This is a genomic window from Serratia sp. TSA_130.1, from assembly GCF_052691795.1.
Genome location: NZ_JBQZFS010000007.1, coordinates 212,388 through 228,824, shown reverse-complemented (window position 1 = coordinate 228,824; position 16,437 = coordinate 212,388). Strand labels below are relative to the sequence as shown.

10 protein-coding genes are annotated in these 16,437 nt (G+C 61.7%); 6 read left to right on the top strand and 4 right to left on the bottom strand.

Annotated features, from left to right (window positions below; translation table 11 throughout):
• Window positions 1–12: 12 nt before the first annotated feature.
• The gene (gene pstA / locus ACUTQY_RS21325; protein WP_046687625.1) at window positions 13–1,662 is read right to left on the bottom strand and encodes a phosphate ABC transporter permease PstA; all 1,650 of its coding nucleotides are present in this window, start codon (window positions 1,660–1,662) and stop codon (window positions 13–15) included.
• Window positions 1,659–3,830, bottom strand: a complete 2,172-nt coding sequence (locus ACUTQY_RS21320) for an ABC transporter permease subunit (RefSeq protein ID WP_046687626.1) — start codon at window positions 3,828–3,830, stop codon at window positions 1,659–1,661. The genes pstA and ACUTQY_RS21320 overlap by 4 nt, the downstream gene beginning before the upstream one ends.
• A 396-nt stretch (window positions 3,831–4,226) precedes the next feature.
• Here ACUTQY_RS21320 and ppk1 point away from each other — a divergent pair, with 396 nt between their 5' ends.
• The 6 genes from ppk1 to ACUTQY_RS21290 all read left to right on the top strand — a co-directional run bounded on the left by ppk1 (window position 4,227) and on the right by ACUTQY_RS21290 (window position 13,813).
• Window positions 4,227–6,290 carry a polyphosphate kinase 1 gene (ppk1, locus tag ACUTQY_RS21315; protein WP_033644044.1) on the top strand — a complete coding sequence of 688 codons (2,064 nt, stop codon included), beginning with the start codon at window positions 4,227–4,229 and terminating at the stop codon, window positions 6,288–6,290.
• 10 nt (window positions 6,291–6,300) lie between these two features.
• Window positions 6,301–7,851, top strand: coding sequence for an exopolyphosphatase (gene ppx / locus ACUTQY_RS21310; RefSeq protein WP_240289948.1), 1,551 nt, complete (start codon window positions 6,301–6,303; stop codon window positions 7,849–7,851).
• 181 nt (window positions 7,852–8,032) lie between these two features.
• Entirely contained in the window at window positions 8,033–8,215 is a 183-nt protein-coding gene (locus ACUTQY_RS21305) for a YfgG family protein (RefSeq protein ID WP_004941600.1), read from the top strand.
• A gap of 103 nt (window positions 8,216–8,318) precedes the next feature.
• Window positions 8,319–9,752 (top strand): magnesium transporter, encoded by a 1,434-nt coding sequence (gene mgtE, locus ACUTQY_RS21300; protein WP_015378729.1) that lies wholly within the window; start codon window positions 8,319–8,321, stop codon window positions 9,750–9,752.
• A gap of 185 nt (window positions 9,753–9,937) precedes the next feature.
• The gene (locus ACUTQY_RS21295) at window positions 9,938–13,264 is read left to right on the top strand and encodes a diguanylate cyclase (RefSeq protein ID WP_089197323.1); all 3,327 of its coding nucleotides are present in this window, start codon (window positions 9,938–9,940) and stop codon (window positions 13,262–13,264) included.
• 195 nt (window positions 13,265–13,459) lie between these two features.
• Window positions 13,460–13,813: a DNA-binding protein gene (locus ACUTQY_RS21290; protein ID WP_033644048.1), complete on the top strand. Its 354-nt coding sequence runs from the start codon at window positions 13,460–13,462 to the stop codon at window positions 13,811–13,813.
• A 6-nt stretch (window positions 13,814–13,819) separates the two neighbouring features.
• Here the strand turns inward: ACUTQY_RS21290 and alkA are convergent, their stop codons facing one another.
• Both alkA and ACUTQY_RS21280 read right to left on the bottom strand, forming a co-directional pair.
• A complete protein-coding gene (gene alkA / locus ACUTQY_RS21285; protein WP_033644049.1) occupies window positions 13,820–15,310 on the bottom strand; it encodes a DNA-3-methyladenine glycosylase 2 in 1,491 nt (496 codons plus the stop codon).
• A gap of 161 nt (window positions 15,311–15,471) precedes the next feature.
• Window positions 15,472–16,311 (bottom strand): oxidoreductase, encoded by an 840-nt coding sequence (locus ACUTQY_RS21280; protein ID WP_042785188.1) that lies wholly within the window; start codon window positions 16,309–16,311, stop codon window positions 15,472–15,474.
• Window positions 16,312–16,437: the final 126 nt, after the last annotated feature.

Below are 16,437 nucleotides of genomic sequence, written 5' to 3'. Positions count from 1 at the left end.
ATAGCGTCATTGTTACTGCGACCATGCTCGGTACCGCTCCCTCAGCGAATGGCGGATGCCCATCGCCGCCAGATTCAAACTCACCACGATCGTCACCAGCAAGAAGGCGGTGGCGAACACCAACGGCCGCGCCGCCTCCACGCTCGGGCTCTGGAATGCCATATCGTAGATCTGGAAGCTCAAATGCATGAACTTCCGCTCAAGGTGCAGATACGGGAAAATCTCGTCCACCGGCAGCACCGGCACCGATTTCACGACCCCCACCAGCATCAGCGGCGCGGTCTCCCCGGCGGCGCGCGCCACCGCCAGGATCAGACCGGTCATCATCGCCGGCGCCGCCATTGGCAGCACGATGCGCCACAGCGTCTCGGCCCGGCTGGCCCCCAGCGCCATCGAGCCCTGCCGCAGCGAGGTGGGTATGCGCGACAGCCCTTCCTCGGTGGCGACGATCACCACCGGCAGCGTCAGCAGCGCCAGCGTCAGCGCCGCCCACAGCACGCCGGGCGTGCCGAAGGTCGGGTTGGGCAGGGATTCAGGATAGAACAGCTGATCGAGCGTGCCGCCTATCATATAGACGAAGAAGCCGAGGCCGAATACGCCATAGACGATCGAGGGCACGCCGGCCAGATTGACCACCGCGATGCGGATCACCCGCGTCAGCAGATTGTTGCCGGCATATTCGTGCAGATACACCGCCGCGATCACGCCAAACGGCATCACCACGATCGACATCAGGATCACCATCAACACCGTGCCGAAAATGGCCGGGAACACCCCGCCCTCGGTATTCGCCTCACGCGGGCTGTCGATGAGAAACTTCTTCACCTGCTCGCCCCAGTGCGCCAGCTTCTCGGAGGTGCTCATGGCGTTCGGGTACCAGGCATCGCGCACCTGGCTGAGCGGAATGGTCAACGTCTGCCCGTGCATGTCGCGCAGCAGCAACGCGTCGCGCTGGCGATCGCGGTTCAGCCCCGCCAGACGTTCGGACAACAGCTGATACTGCCGCTGCAGCTCCAGCCGTTCGGCCTTGATGGCGTCCTGTGCGCGGGCGTCCAGCTTATCGTCGCGCTGCAGGCGCTTTTCCCGCAGCCGCAGCGCGTCAAACTGCTGATTGATGCGCGCCATGTCGCGGAATTGAATGTCGTGCGCCTGGCGTGAGAGCGCGGCGATTTGCGGCAGGCGCTGCTGCAACGCCTGCCCCAGATTGCGGCCGGTCAGCGGTTGCCCGTCTTCCAGCAGCCCCGCCAGATAGCCGTAAGCGGTGCCGTGGCTGTCGCGCTCCAGCACCAGCAGGCTGCGCGGCGAGCTTTGGCTGCGGATATCGCTGGCCAGCAAGGTGCGGAAATCCTGCCCCTCGCGCTCGCGGTTGCCGACCTTAATCAGATAACGTTCGACGTTCTGCGCCTCGCCCGGCGGCGTGACGCCCGCCTCAGCCAGCTGGCGCCGGGAAATGCTTTGTTGCTGGTACAACTCGCCGATCACCGTCACCGGCCCGGCGCCGTTCTGATTCAGTTCGAACTGATAAACCGGGCTCGGCCAGAAATAGCGCATCCCCTGCCCGGCCAGCAGCAACAGAATGCCGATCAGCGCCAGCAGGCTGACGGCGACCGAACCGGCGGTCAGCCACACCCACGGTGACCCGCTCTTCACCCAGTTTTTCATGGCGCCTCCTGATTCGGCGTGTAGCGCTTGCGCAGCCGCAGGCGCACCGCCTCCGCCAGCGTGTTGAACACGAAGGTGAAGACAAACAGCACCAGCGCAGTCAGGAACAGCACGCGGTAATGGCTGCTGCCGGAAACCGCCTCCGGCATTTCGATGGCGATATTGGCCGCCAGCGCTCGCAGCCCCTGGAACAGGCTGCCGTCGATAATCGGCGTGTTGCCGGTGGCCATCAGCACGATCATGGTTTCTCCCACCGCGCGGCCAAAGCCGATCATCAGCGCGGAGAAAATGCCGGCGCTGGCGGATGGCAGCACCACCTTGATCACCGTCTGCCATTGGGTGGCGCCCAGCGCCAAAGAGCCCTGGCTCAGGGTGGCCGGCACGCTGAACAGCGCATCCTCCGCCAGCGAGAAGATGATCGGCACCAGCGCGAACCCCATCGCCACGCCCACCACCAGCGCATTGCGCTGGTCATAATTATCCCCCAGCCAGAAATGCAGCGGCTCACCGAACAGCGCCACCTCCAGCCACGGCCCCAGGCTGAACGCCAGCCACACCGTCAACGCCAGCAGCGGCAACAGCAACAGCAGATCGACGCCCGGCCGGCAGCGCGGCATAAAGCGATGGGTCAACGCGCCGCACAGCAGCACCGCCGCCGCCAGCAGCAGCGGCAACGCCAGCACCGCCAACAGATACTGCTCGATGATCGGCGCCAGCCAGATGCCGGCCACCAGCCCGATCACCACCGTCGGCAGCGCGCCCATCACTTCGATAGCCGGTTTGATCACTCGCCGCAGCCCCGGCGTCATAAAGTAAGCGGTATAGATGGCGCCGGCCAACGCCAGCGGGATGGCGAACAGCATCGCGTAAGCCGCCGCCTTGAAGGTGCCGAAGATCACCGGCATCAGGCTGAATTTAGGTTGGTAGCTGTCTTCGCCGGAGGTGGACTGCCAGACATAGGCCGGCTGCGGGTAGTTCTCATACCACACCTTGCCCCACAGCGAACGCCAGGTGACGTCCGGATACGGGTTGTCGAGCGCATAGCGCTGCCAGCCCTGCGCGCTCTCCAGCAGCAGGCCATCGCCGCGCGGCGCGAACGCCATTTGCCGCACCTCGGCGCCCAAACGGGTATTCAGCAGCGGCTGGGATTGGATCGTGGAGAATAACGAGAAGCCGCCATCGGGCCGCAGGGTGGCGAACACCCGGCGATAAGGTTCAGCCACCGTCAGCTCCTGCCCGTCGGCGCCGTGGTCGAAATGCTGCACCGGCGTCAGTCGCCAGCGCTGCTCTTTTTCCACCTCAAACCACTCGCGCAGGTTGCCGTCGGCGCCCTTGATCAGCAGCGCGCTGCCGCCGGGCAGCGCCGTCATCTGGTACGGGGCGTGTTCGCCCAAGGTGCGCGTTTCACGCAGTTGCAGCTGCGCGCCGTCGATCTGGTAACGCGCCAGCCGGTTGCCCGCCAGCAGGTAAAGCTGGCGGCCATCCGGCGTCAGCACCAACTGCTCTGCGTCGTGTTCCAGCGGCCGCTCGCTGAACTGCGGCGGCCGGTCAGGGCTGAAACGGCCGAACACCAGCCGCCGATCGTCGGTCACCCCGGCCAGCAGATACTGCCCGCGATGCGCGTCCGCCAGCGACAACAGCTTCAGCGGCTTGCGCTGCGGATCCAGCGCCAGCGGCGGTTGCCCGAGCGGGAACAGCCACTGCGGCCGGCCGTTTTCCGCCGTGGCGAAATCCGCGCGCGCCACCACCAACCGGCCGTCGGCCTGCGCCAGTGCAAACAGATCGCGCTCTCCGGCGGCCTGCGCGAGCAGCGCCGGTTTGGCCAGCAGCGTTTGCTGCGCCAGCGGTGTCTGGGCCTGGCCGCTCGGCGCCGGCGACAGACGATAAAATTGCCCCGTGCCCTGCGCATCGATGCGATAACCGACGCGCTGCTGCACGTCCATGCCCAGCGCCAGCGCCGGGGAAGACGCCACAATCGGCAGCGGCTGAACTTGCCCAAGCGAGGCCGGTTTGAACAGCGGCAGCACCGCAAACAGCAGATAAACGAAGATCAGCATCAACGTCATCAGCACCATCAGCCCGCAGGCGGTCACTGCCGCCTGCACGCCGCGGTCGATGCGCCCGCGCAGGCGATCTCGGGGATGTTGATTTGCCGTCGTCTGTGTCATGTGTCTCGCTGTCGCTGATGTAATCGGGCTTACGCCGTAAGATAACCGGGCATCTTATGTCAGTTTTATGACGTTTGCATGACAAAGTTACCCGACTCAACCCAGGTTTTTTACACTGCCAACAGACAATATGAATTTGATATATTGCTGAAAAATGACCATAAACACGCTTTATAACGCCAAGAATAAGCCTGCTAACCGTCATTTCATGCTGATCGTTTCACTGCCGGGCATCCCGCCGCGGGGAAAATTTATTGTCGGCGAAAAACGCCGCGCGCCAACGCAATGGATATGTTGGACTTTCCTGTCAATCTCTCGCAATAATGATGAAGGACACTAGAGCGGCATCCGGGCGCTGCGTCCCGGATCCTATTCTAAAATTGAACTGGAGTGGCAATGGGTCAGGAAAAGCTCTACATCGAAAAAGAACTAAGCTGGTTATCCTTTAATGAACGCGTGTTGCAGGAAGCCGCAGATAAGAGCAATCCCCTGATTGAACGAATGCGTTTTCTGGGCATTTACTCCAACAACCTCGACGAGTTCTATAAAGTCCGCTTCGCCGATCTCAAACGCCGCATCCTGATCAGCGAAGAGCAGGGCTCCGCCGGCGCCTCGCGCCACCTGCTGAAAAAGATCCAGGCCAAGGTGCTGAAAACCGATCAGGAATTCGACGGCCTGTACAACGATCTGCTGCTGGAAATGGCGCGCAACCAGATCTTCCTGATCAACGAACGCCAGGTGTCCGAAAACCAGCAAATCTGGCTGCGCCAGTATTTCAAACAGCATCTGCGCCAGCACATCACGCCGATCCTGATCAACCACGACACCAATCTGGTGCAGTTCCTGAAAGACGATTACACCTATCTGGCGGTGGAAATTATCCGCGGCGCGCGCACCGACTATGCGCTGCTGGAAATCCCGTCGGACAAAGTGCCGCGCTTCGTCAATCTGCCGCCGGAAGCGCCGCGCCGCCGCAAGCCGATGATCCTGCTGGACAACATTCTGCGTTACTGCCTGGATGAGATTTTCAAAGGCTTCTTCGACTACGACGCGCTCAACGCCTATTCGATGAAGATGACCCGCGACGCCGAGTACGATCTGGTGACCGAAATGGAATCCAGCCTGCTGGAACTGATGTCCTCCAGCCTGAAACAGCGCCTCACCGCCGAACCGGTGCGCTTCGTTTATCAGCGCGACATGCCGAACGAGATGGTGGAACTGCTGCGCGGCAAGCTGGGCATCTCCAACTACGATTCGGTGATCGCCGGCGGCCGCTATCACAACTTTAAAGACTTCATCAGCTTCCCGAACGTCGGCAAGGCCAATCTGGTCAACAAGCCGCTGCCGCGCCTGCGCCACATCTGGTTCGACGGTTTCCGCAACGGCTTCGACGCCATTCGCGAAAAAGACGTGCTGCTCTACTACCCGTACCACACCTTTGAGCACGTGCTGGAGCTGCTGCGCCAGGCGTCGTTCGATCCGAGCGTGCTGGCGATCAAAATCAACATCTACCGCGTGGCGAAAGACTCGCGCATCATCGAATCGATGATCCACGCCGCGCACAACGGCAAAAAGGTCACGGTAGTGGTCGAGCTGCAGGCGCGCTTCGACGAAGAGGCCAACATTCACTGGGCGAAGCGCCTGACCGAAGCCGGCGTACACGTGATCTTCTCGGCGCCGGGGCTGAAAATCCACGCCAAACTGTTCCTGATTTCGCGCCGTGAAGGCGATGAAATTGTGCGCTATGCTCATATCGGCACCGGCAACTTTAACGAAAAAACCGCGCGCATCTATACCGACTATTCGCTGCTGACCGCCGACTCGCGCATCACCAACGAAGTGCGCCGGGTGTTCAACTTTATCGAGAACCCCTACCGGCCGGTCACCTTCGACAACCTGATGGTGTCGCCGCAGAACTCGCGCCTGAAGCTGTATGAGCTGATCGACAACGAAATCGCCAACGCCCAGGCCGGGGAACAGGCCGGCATTATGTTGAAAATAAATAATCTGGTGGATAAAGGGCTGGTAGATCGGTTATATACCGCGTCCGGCGCCGGCGTGAAGATCCGCCTGCTGGTGCGGGGCATGTGTTCCCTGATTCCCAACCTGCCGGGGATCAGCGACAATATTCAGGTGATCAGCATCGTCGATCGCTTTTTGGAACACGATCGGGTTTACGTTTTCGACAACAAAGGTGACAAACGGGTGTATCTGTCCTCCGCCGACTGGATGACCCGCAACATAGATTACCGTATCGAAGTGGCGGTATCGCTGCTGGATCCGGCGCTGAAACAGCGCGTTCTGGACATTCTGGAGATCCTGTTCAGCGATACGGTCAAGGCCCGTTATGTGGATAAAGAACTGAGCAACCAGTACGTGCCGCGCGGCAACCGCCGCAAAGTGCGCGCCCAGGTGGCTATTTACGAGTATTTAAAAGCTCTGGAACAACCAGGACAGTAGGCCAGCAACTATGCCGCTAAAAAACACTGCAACGAACAAACCGCAGGAAATCGCCGCCATCGACCTCGGGTCGAACAGTTTCCACATGGTGATCGCCCGCGTCGTCAACGGCGCCTTACAGGTATTGGGCCGTTTAAAACAGCGGGTGCACCTCGCCGACGGATTGGACAGCAACAACGTACTCAGTGAAGAGGCGATAGAACGCGGCCTGGCCTGCCTGGCGCTGTTTGCCGAACGGCTGCAGGGCTTCCCGGCGGATAACGTCACCATCGTCGGGACCCACACCCTGCGCCAGGCGGTGAACGCCGAAGTGTTCCTCAAGCGCGCCGCCAAAGTGATCCCCTACCCGATCGAAATCATCGCCGGCCAGGAAGAAGCTCGCCTGATCTTCATGGGCGTGGAGCACACTCAACCGGAGAAAGGCCGCAAGCTGGTGATCGACATCGGCGGCGGCTCGACCGAGCTGGTGATCGGCGAAGACTTCGAGCCGCTGCTGGCGGAAAGCCGCCGCATGGGCTGCGTCAGCTTCGCCCAGCTGTTCTTCCCCGGCGGCGAGATCAGCAAAAACAACTTCCGCCGCGCGCGGCTGGCGGCGGCGCAGAAGCTGGAAACGCTGGCCTGGCAGTACCGCATTCAGGGCTGGCAGTACGCGCTGGGCGCCTCGGGCACCATCAAGGCCGCCCACGAAGTGCTGGTGGCGATGGGAGAAAAAGACGGTCTGATCACCCTCGAACGCCTGGAAATGCTCGCCGAACAGGTGCTGCAGTTCAAAAGCTTCAGCTCACTGAGCCTGCCGGGGCTGTCGGAAGATCGCCAATCGGTGTTCGTGCCGGGGCTGGCTATTCTGTGCGGCGTGTTCGATGCGCTGGCGATCCGCGATCTGCGCCTGTCTGACGGCGCGCTGCGCGAAGGCGTGCTGTATGAAATGGAAGGCCGCTTCCGCCACCAGGACATCCGCAGCCGCACCGCGAAAAGCCTGGCCGATCACTACAACATCGACCGCGAACAGGCCAAGCGGGTGCTGGAAACCACCGAACTGCTCTATTCGCAGTGGATGGCGCAAAACACCAAGCTGGTGCATCCGCAATTGGAAGCCCTGCTGAAATGGGCCGCCATGCTGCACGAAGTGGGGCTGAGCATCAACCACAGCGGCATGCATCGCCATTCGGCTTACATTCTGCAAAACTCCAATCTGCCTGGCTTTAACCAGGAACAGCAGCTGCTGTTGGCGGCGTTGGTGCGTTTCCACCGCAAGGCGATCAAGCTGGAAGAGCTGCCGCGCCTCAACCTGTTCAAAAAGAAACACTACCTGCCGCTGATCCAACTGCTGCGTCTGAGCACCCTGCTCAACAACCAGCGCCAGTCGACCACCACGCCGGAAACGCTGCGCCTGACCACCGACGACAACCACTGGACGCTGCGCTTCCCGGCCAGCTACCTGGCGCAAAACAACCTGGTGCAGTTGGACTTCGAGCGCGAGCAGGCCTACTGGAACGACGTCGTCGGCTGGAAGCTTCTGATCGACGAAGAAGGTTCGCAAGACGAACAACGCTCCGCCTGATCCCCCGCCCCCTGCCAGCCAGGGGGTTTTTCTTTCCGCCCCCGCTCCGCCAACCTAAACGAAACCCTAATACGGCGCGCCGCTCGCCGGAAAAAAATGGACAACTTTTGTCATCAGCGCCTAAAATCCGGTTACAAATTCTCGAGCGAATAACACAGGACACCGGCATACCGGGTGATATATGCGCAAGAAAACCACCGGACAGATGACGAAGATAGTGTTGTTTATCAGCTTTATCATTTTAGTCGGCCGACTGCTGTACGCCGCCGTGGTGGCGGTGCCTCATCATCAGGAAAAAAAGCAGGCCGCTGCGCAAAACGCCGCCGAAGTCAGCGCGCCGCAACAGGACGCCTCCTCTGAATAACCGCCGCGCCCCGTCCGTTTCATAAAAATGACTCCGGCACTCGCTATGCTCTATCTTTTAATGAGCCTGCGTCAGGAACGCCGAGCGCCCGTTAAGGAACACCATGTCAGCCGCAACCCATAACGTCAAAAAAGTCGCTGAACACCGCCAGCGCATTCTCACTCTGTTGTTGAACAATAAGGAATTGGTCGACGGCATTCTCGGCCGGCCAGGGGATGAACACGCCCTCAGCCAAAGCGAACTGCTGAACCAAACGGCGGAAATTACCGGCCTGCTTGACGACATGCACGCCGCCGACCTGGCGGACCTGCTGGAAGCGCTGCCGCAGGACGAACGCATGGCGTTGTGGCGGCTGGTGGGCAACAGCAAGCGCGGCCAGACGCTGGTGGAGGTCGCCGAACCGGTCTGGGACAGCCTGATCGAAGAAATGAGCGACAAAGACCTGCTCAAAGCGATCAAAACGCTGGACGTCGACGAGCAGGCCTACCTGGCGCAATACCTGCCGCGTAACCTGATGGGCCGGTTGCTGACCTCGCTGGAGCCGGAGCAGCGTGCCCAGGTGCGCGAGATGAGCCAGTACGCCAAAGACAGCGTCGGCTGGATGATGGATTTCGAACTGGTGACGGTGCGGCCGGACGTCACGCTCGGCGCGGTACATCGCTTCTTGCGCATGCGTAAAACCATTCCCGACGCCACCGATAAACTGTTCGTCACCGATCGCAAAAACACCCTGCTGGGCGAACTGCCGCTCACCGCAGTGCTGCTGAACGACCCGGAGATCCCGGTGCGCGAAGTGATGGACAGCGATCCCGCCACCTTTCAGCCCGAAGACAAGGCCGATGAAGCGGCCGGCGCGTTCGAACGTTACGACCTGATCAGCGCCCCGGTGGTTGATGCCAAAGGCAAACTGATGGGCCGCCTGACTATCGAAGAGATCGTCGACGCCGTCAACGAAGAGAGCGACACCAATTTGCGCCGCATGGGCGGTTTGAGCCCGGAAGAAGACGTGTTCGCCCCGGTCAGCAAGGCGGTCAAGACCCGCTGGGCCTGGCTGGCGATCAACCTCTGTACCGCGTTCGTCGCCTCGCGCGTGATTGGCCTGTTCGAACACACCATTTCCCAGTTGGTGGCGCTGGCGGCGCTGATGCCGATCGTCGCTGGCATCGGCGGCAACACCGGCAACCAAACCATCACCATGATTGTGCGCGCGCTGGCGCTGCACCAGATTGAAGTCGGCAACATCTCGCGCCTGATGCTCAGGGAGCTGGGCGTCGCCATCATCAACGGCGTGGTGTGGGGCGGCATCATGGGCGTGATCACCTGGCTGCTGTACGGCGACGCGGCGATGGGCGGCGTGATGACGCTGGCGATGCTGCTAAACCTGCTGCTGGCGGCGCTGATGGGCGTGGTGATCCCGATGACCATGCTCAAACTGGGCCGCGATCCGGCGGTCGGCTCGAGCGTGCTCATCACCGCGCTGACCGACACCGGCGGCTTTTTCATCTTCCTCGGCCTCGCCACTCTGTTCCTGCTGTAATACGCCAAAAGCCGGCCTCGCGCCGGCTTTTTCGTCATTCTGTCGCCGGGCTGGCGTTAACGCAGTAAAGTCGGGCTTCCCGGTAGGTTTTCCTCTCGCGCTGTACTACCCTTTGCCAATAAATCGTCTTAATTCATCCACGTCATGAATCCAATCACTGACAGAGGCCATCGGTAAGGGTGTCTATGGATATCAGCGCGCCGAACACGTTCGGCACACACAAAGGCGTCGTGGTGACGCATTCCCTGTTCGTGGCGCTGGCGACGTTTTTGCTCGCCTTGCTGAGCCTGTCGCTGTCCAGCGAAGCCCGCCACTTCACGCCGCTGTGGTTCCCGACCGCCGCCGCAATCGCGGTGCTGTACCGCCACGCCCCGCGTCACTGGGGGCTGCCGCTGCTGGCCAGCGGCCTCGGCATCGTGCTCGCCAGCTTCTTGCTGTTCGGCGTCAGCGTCACTCCCGTCAAGCTGGCCGCCATCAACCTGCTGGAAGCGGCGATTTGCGCCCTGCTGTTGCGCCGCATGCTACACCCGTACGATCCGTTGAATGATCTCGCCAGTTGGCTGCGTTTTGTGGTCTGTGCGGTGATTTTTACCCCGCTGTTCAGCGCGCTGCTGGCCGCCGGCCTGGTACCCGCGCCAGAGCAGCCTTTTTGGCAGCCGTTCGGTACCTGGTTCATTTCCGAAGCGATAGGGGTACTGTCGCTGGCACCGATCGGCCTCGCTTACAACCGTCGTACCCTGACGGCGCTGAACCCGTTTCCATTATTGCTGACACTGATGGTTACGCTGGCTTTCAGCTTTATGGCGCTGACCTATCTGCCTTTTCCGTTCACGTTCGTGATTTTGCCGCTGCTGTGGGCAGCCATCGCACTGCCGCGTTTTGAGGCGTTCACCGTTTGCTTCTGCACCCTCTTGCTGATCACCGTGATGATTTCGCTGGGACTGCTGCATTTTCAGGCTACCGGCAAACACCTTGGCGATCTCGGTCTGTACTTGCCGATGCTGCTGATTTTAATCCCGGCGCACGCAATGGCGGTGGTGATGCACGCCTTCCGAGTGGAAAAACAGCATATCGTCGAAAGTGAAAGCCGCTTTCGCAGCGCGCTGGAGTATTCCGCCATCGGCATGGCGCTGGTGTCGCCGCAGGGCAAATGGCTGCAGGTCAATCAGGCGCTGTGCACGCTGCTCGGCTATACGCCGGAGGCGCTGCATAAGCTGACCTTTCAAGAAATTACGCATCCCGACGATCTCAACGCCGATCTCAGCCAGTTGCACGACCTGCTCGATGGCCATATCAGCAGCTATACCCTGGAGAAACGCTACATTCGCAGCGACGGCCAGACCGTTTGGGCGCTGCTGGCGGTTTCGCTGGTGCGCGACGCCGAAGGGGTGCCGTTGTACTTCATCTCTCAGGTGGAGGACATCAGCGATTTGAAGCGCAGCCAGGCGGAAAACAACCGGCTGGTGGAGCGCATAACGCTGGCCAATCAGGTGGGCGGCGTCGGCATCTGGGAATGGGTGATAAGCCAGGAAAACTTCACCTGGGATCAGCGCATGTTCGAACTCTACGATCTCAATTCCGACCAAACGCCGACGTTGGCGCTGTGGCGCACGCTGTTGGTGCCGGAAGATCGCGACCGCACCGATCGCGAGCTGGCCGAGATTCTGGCTCAGCCACGACCATTCGTCATGGAATTTCGCATCACCACGCGCGGCGGCAAGTTACGCCATATTCGCGGCCAGGGCAATGTGATCCTCGACGACCAGGGCCAGCCGCTGCGCATGATCGGCACCAATATCGACATGACCGAGCTCAAGATCCTCGCCGAAGCGCTGCACGAGGAGAAAGAGCGCTTGCACATTACCCTCGACGCCATCGGCGAAGGGGTGATCTCCACCGACGGTCACCAGCGCATTACCTTTATGAATCCGGTGGCCGAGCAGATGTGCGGCTGGCCGCTCGATCTGGCGATCGGTATGCCCGTCGCCGGCGTGGTGCGCCTGACCAACGGTAAAGACGGCCCGGAAATCGAAAACCTCACGCAATACCCACGGCAGTGGCCGGCGGATTACGCGCTGGTGCTGCACAGCCGCGACGGGCGCTATTTCGACGTGCAGCAGTCGGTCTCACCGCTGAAAACCCTCGACGGCGAAACCATGGGCGCGGTGATGGTGCTGCAGGATGTCACCGCCTCGCGCGAATTGATGAAAAAGCTCAGCTACAGCGCCTCGCACGACGCGCTGACCGGCCTGCCGAACCGTACCCGCTTCGAGAAGCAGTTGAAAGCGGCGATCGTCGCCAGCGGCGAACCGTCGTCGTCGCATTCGCTGGTGTTCCTCGATCTGGATCGGTTCAAGGCGGTGAACGACACCGCCGGCCACGCGGCGGGTGATGCCTTGCTGCGGGACATCGCCCAGCTGATGCGGCACCAGCTGCGCAACAGCGACTGCCTGGCCCGGCTGGGTGGCGACGAATTCGGCCTAATCCTGTTCGACTGCCGGCTTGAACAGGCCAAATCGCTGATGCAACAGGTGGTCAACCAAATCAGCCAACACCCGTTCTACTGGGAAGGAAAGATTTACCGCGTCGGCGCCAGCGCCGGCATCACGCGCATCGGCGGCGACGCCAAAAGCAGCGAGCTGCTGGCGCAGGCCGACATCGCCTGCTACACCGCCAAACACCACGGGCGCGGCCAGGTGTATCTGTATGAAACGCGACAAAAACAGCTGCTGGAACGGCAGCATGAATTGCTGAGCCCACAGGAGGTACAGGCGATCGTCAGCGAGGGGCAGCTGCGGCTGCTGACCCGCGCCATCGCGCCGCCGGCGACGCCGCTGTCGGCCGCGTTTCACCAGGTGAAGCTGCAGGTGATGGCGCCGGACGACCGCCCGCTGTCGCACGAGGCGTTCATCGCCGCCGCGCAGCTGTACGGCCTGATGCCGGACATCGACCGCTGGACGGCGGCGCAACTGCTGGTGAAATATGCCGACGACATCAAACGCAAAGGGCTGTCGCTCGCGCTGCCGCTGGCCATCGACAGCCTGCTGAGCGCCGACTTCCAGCGCTACCTGACGGAAACGGTGCGCGCTTCCTCGCTGCCGCCGCAGGCGCTGCTGTTCAGCGTCGATGAGGCCGCAATACTGGAGCACGCCGCGCAGTGTCGGGCATTTCTCCGCGAACTGCAGCAGCAGGGCTGCCGGCTGATCGTCAACGGCTTCGGGCATAACATCAATGCGTTCGATGAGCTCAGCGACCAGCGGATCGACATCATTCGCATCGATGAGCGCTTTATCACCAACGTGCACTGCAACCAGATGGACGAGCTGATGGTCTCGATGCTCAACGGCGCGGCGCATCGCATTAAAGCGCAGACCTTCGCCGGACCGGCTCACCAGCCGGTGACGCTGCAGGCGCTGCGCGACATTGGCGTCGATCTGGCGGACGGCGACCAGGTGGCGCTGGAGCAGCCGCTGGCGGTGTTGCTCAGCGACGGCTATTTCGGCATCCGTTAACCCTCTCCCCCCTCTCAGGCGCCGTCTCCCGGGCAGCGCCTCGCATCTCGTTCGTTACATGATATTAACCAAGACAAGATTAGTGATATAAATAACACCTGAAGCTTAAACGATTAAGTAAGATGAAATCCCCATGCGAACATCGACGTATCCGTTGATTTTCCTCGACAGGTGATGGCTCAGAGACAAGGGACTATGGAAAAGAAATGGTTTTCCGCCAGGGAACTGATGGGTAAGGCGGGGTTGCCCTCAACCCCGCAAGGGGTCAATTTGATGGCCCGGCGCGAAGGCTGGGTCAGTCGCCGCCGCAGCGGCGTACAGGGCAAAGCGCTGGAATACCATATCGACAGTCTGCCGTTCGGCGCGCGCAGTCTGTCGGCGTTGCGCGAAACCGACCATCCGGATTACGACGTCAAACGTCAGGATCCGGTACGGGTCTGGATCGAGTATTACTATCACCTCACGCCGGCCGAACGGGAAAAGCTGCTGGCGTTCCTGATGCGTGAAGGCATGAGCCGCCTGCTGCAGCTGATCGAGTCTCCCCGCTAGCCGCGTTCAACTCTCCGCTTCCGGCGCCCAGCCGCCGTTGTGCCATAGATGCAGCGTGGCGTAAGAGCGCCACGGGCGCCAGCGCTCGGCGTAGCGTTCAATCTGGCGCGGCGTCATGCCGGGGAAACGCTGTTTGATCAGGTAGTCGCCGGCCAGGAACACGTCCGGCCACGACCAGGCGCGCATCGCGATATAGCTGGCGGTCCAGTTGCCGATGCCCGGCAGCGCGGTCAGCGCCTTGATGCCCTGTTCGATATCCAGCACGTTGTCGAGCTGCAGCCGTCCTTCCCCCAGCGCGCGTGCGATCTCGATCAGCGCCGCCGCGCGCTTCACTTGCACCCCGAGCGGGCGCAGTTCTTCAGGCTGCAGCTGCGCCACCCGTTCTGCCGTGGGGAAAACGTGGGTGATGCCCTCATGCGGCGTCGCCAGCGCTTCGCCCCAGCGTTCGGCCATCCGCCCGGCGAAGGTCGCCGCCATTTTCACGCTGACCAACTGCCCCAGCACCGCACGCGCCGCCTGCTCGAAACTGTTCACGCAGCCCGGCAGGCGCAGCCCCGGCGCATCGGCCGCCAGCGAGCCCAGCGCCTCATTGATGCGATCCGGCGCGGCGTCCAGATCAAACAGCAGGCGCACCCGGCGCAACACCTCCGTCGTCACCAGACTGAGCGTCGGCGCAATCTCGACCCGAACCCGATTGCGCGCCTCTTCCGGCTGCACGCTGAGCCAGCCGCGGTGTTCCGTGCCGCCCTGGCTGACGGCGATCGAGCGCAGGTAGCGGCGCCCCTCGACCCGCTCCACGCCCTGCACGGCGCGCGCCTGCAAGAAATTCAGCATGCGCGCCCAGTCATAGGGCGGCCGATAGCCCAGGTGAAACACCAACCCGCTGGCGGCGGCCCGTTCACCGCGTGCGCCGCCGCTGCGCAGCGCCGAAGGGATCAGGCGGTAACGCGCCTTGAACAGCTCGTTGAAACGCCGCAGGCTGCCGAAACCGGCGGCGAACGCCACCTCGCTGAGCGGCAGATCGGTGTCCGCCAGCAGGCGCTTGGCCTGCAGCAACCGATGCGACTGCGCGTAGTCGATCGGCGAAGCGCCAAACTGTTCGGCGAAGATGCGCCGCAGATGGCGATCGGAAATGCCCAGCCGCGCCGCCAGCGCTTCGCAGCTGTGTTCGGACAGATACCCCTGCTCGATGAGCTGCACCGCTACCTGGGCATAGCGGTTGCCCAGATCGATCAGCGCCAGGCCGGGCGCCAGTTCCGGTCGGCATTTGAGGCAGGGGCGAAACCCCGCCAGTTCAGCCGCCGCCGCGCTCGGATAAAAGGTGCAGTTTTCCAGCTTCGGCGTGCGGGCGCTGCACACCGGGCGACAATAGATGCCGGTGGAAGAGACGCCGACGAAAAAACGGCCGTCGAATTTGCGGTCACGCGCGCGCAGCGCGTCGTACAACGCTTGCTGTTGAGTATTCATGGCAACGCTCGGGTTCGGTTTTTTCTGCATTATGGGACTCGGCTAGCGCGCTGACGTGCGGAATTCGGACATTAAGTTACGCACCTTCCCACCGTCCAGATTAGCGATTGTCTTTAATGATTATGCGTCTGAACAGCGTTCAGACGCACCATTTTCACCGCCACCGACATAAAGCCCCGCTGCCCAACGACTTATTGCCCCTGGCGCGGTACCCCCAATGCCCGGCGCATCAGCCCATCGAAGGCGCGATCGGACAACAAGCGCCGCAGAAAAATCAGCGGTTTCGCGCCAAACCCCACGGCATAGCGCGTTTTCGGACGATGGGCGACGACGGCTTTGGCGATCGTATCGGCAATCACGCTCGGCGGCGATTGCCGTTTCTTACTGGCGTCGCTGACCATGGCGTGGGCGACAGCGTGAGCCTGAGCGGCGTACTCGCTCTGGCCGGAAACGCCGATCAGTTTTTCCGCGGCGATATCCGCCCATTCACTCTGGATGCCGCCGGGTTCGATCACCACGACGTCGATGCCGAAAGGTTGTACCTCCATGCGCAAACAGTCGCTGATGGCCTCCAAGGCGAATTTGGTGCCGTGATACCATCCGCCCAGCGGCGTATGTATTTTCCCGCCCATCGACGTAATATTGATGACGGTGCCGGAGCGCTGCGCTCGCATGTGCGGCAAAATCAGCTGCGTCAGCCGAACCGCACCGAACACATTCACATCAAATTGAGCGCGAGCCTCATCCGCAGAAACGTCTTCAATAGCGCCATAGGAGCCGTAACCGGCGTTATTGACCAACACATCGATACGCCCCGTTTCGGCGATGATGGTCTTTACCGCCTGCGCCATGGAAGCATCGTCGGTGACGTCCAACGGCAAAACGCGAATGCCGGCGGCAGCCAGAGCCTGCATGCGTTCAACCCGGCGGGCGGCCGCATAAACGGTATGCCCGCGCTGCTTTAACGTGACGGCGGTGGCTTCGCCAATACCGGACGAGGCGCCGGTCACCAGGATCACTTTGGACTTCATACTGACTGCTCCTTATTAGGATGATTGCGTTGGCGACTGCCTGCGCAGTCTGTATGTTGTCCACTTTAAGCGACGGGCCCTGCCGCAACCATGTCGAACCGCGCCAATCAACTCGCAGAATGCGCC

Coding starts and splice junctions, on each gene's coding strand:
- ppx (WP_240289948.1), top strand. CDS start 6,301: ATGCCGCTAAAAAACACTGCAACGAACAAACCGCAGGAAATCGCCGCC.
- ACUTQY_RS21290 (WP_033644048.1), top strand. CDS start 13,460: ATGGAAAAGAAATGGTTTTCCGCCAGGGAACTGATGGGTAAGGCGGGG.
- ACUTQY_RS21280 (WP_042785188.1), bottom strand. CDS start 16,311: ATGAAGTCCAAAGTGATCCTGGTGACCGGCGCCTCGTCCGGTATTGGC.
- ppk1 (WP_033644044.1), top strand. CDS start 4,227: ATGGGTCAGGAAAAGCTCTACATCGAAAAAGAACTAAGCTGGTTATCC.
- mgtE (WP_015378729.1), top strand. CDS start 8,319: ATGTCAGCCGCAACCCATAACGTCAAAAAAGTCGCTGAACACCGCCAG.
- ACUTQY_RS21320 (WP_046687626.1), bottom strand. CDS start 3,830: ATGACACAGACGACGGCAAATCAACATCCCCGAGATCGCCTGCGCGGG.
- ACUTQY_RS21305 (WP_004941600.1), top strand. CDS start 8,033: ATGCGCAAGAAAACCACCGGACAGATGACGAAGATAGTGTTGTTTATC.
- ACUTQY_RS21295 (WP_089197323.1), top strand. CDS start 9,938: ATGGATATCAGCGCGCCGAACACGTTCGGCACACACAAAGGCGTCGTG.
- pstA (WP_046687625.1), bottom strand. CDS start 1,662: ATGAAAAACTGGGTGAAGAGCGGGTCACCGTGGGTGTGGCTGACCGCC.
- alkA (WP_033644049.1), bottom strand. CDS start 15,310: ATGCAGAAAAAACCGAACCCGAGCGTTGCCATGAATACTCAACAGCAA.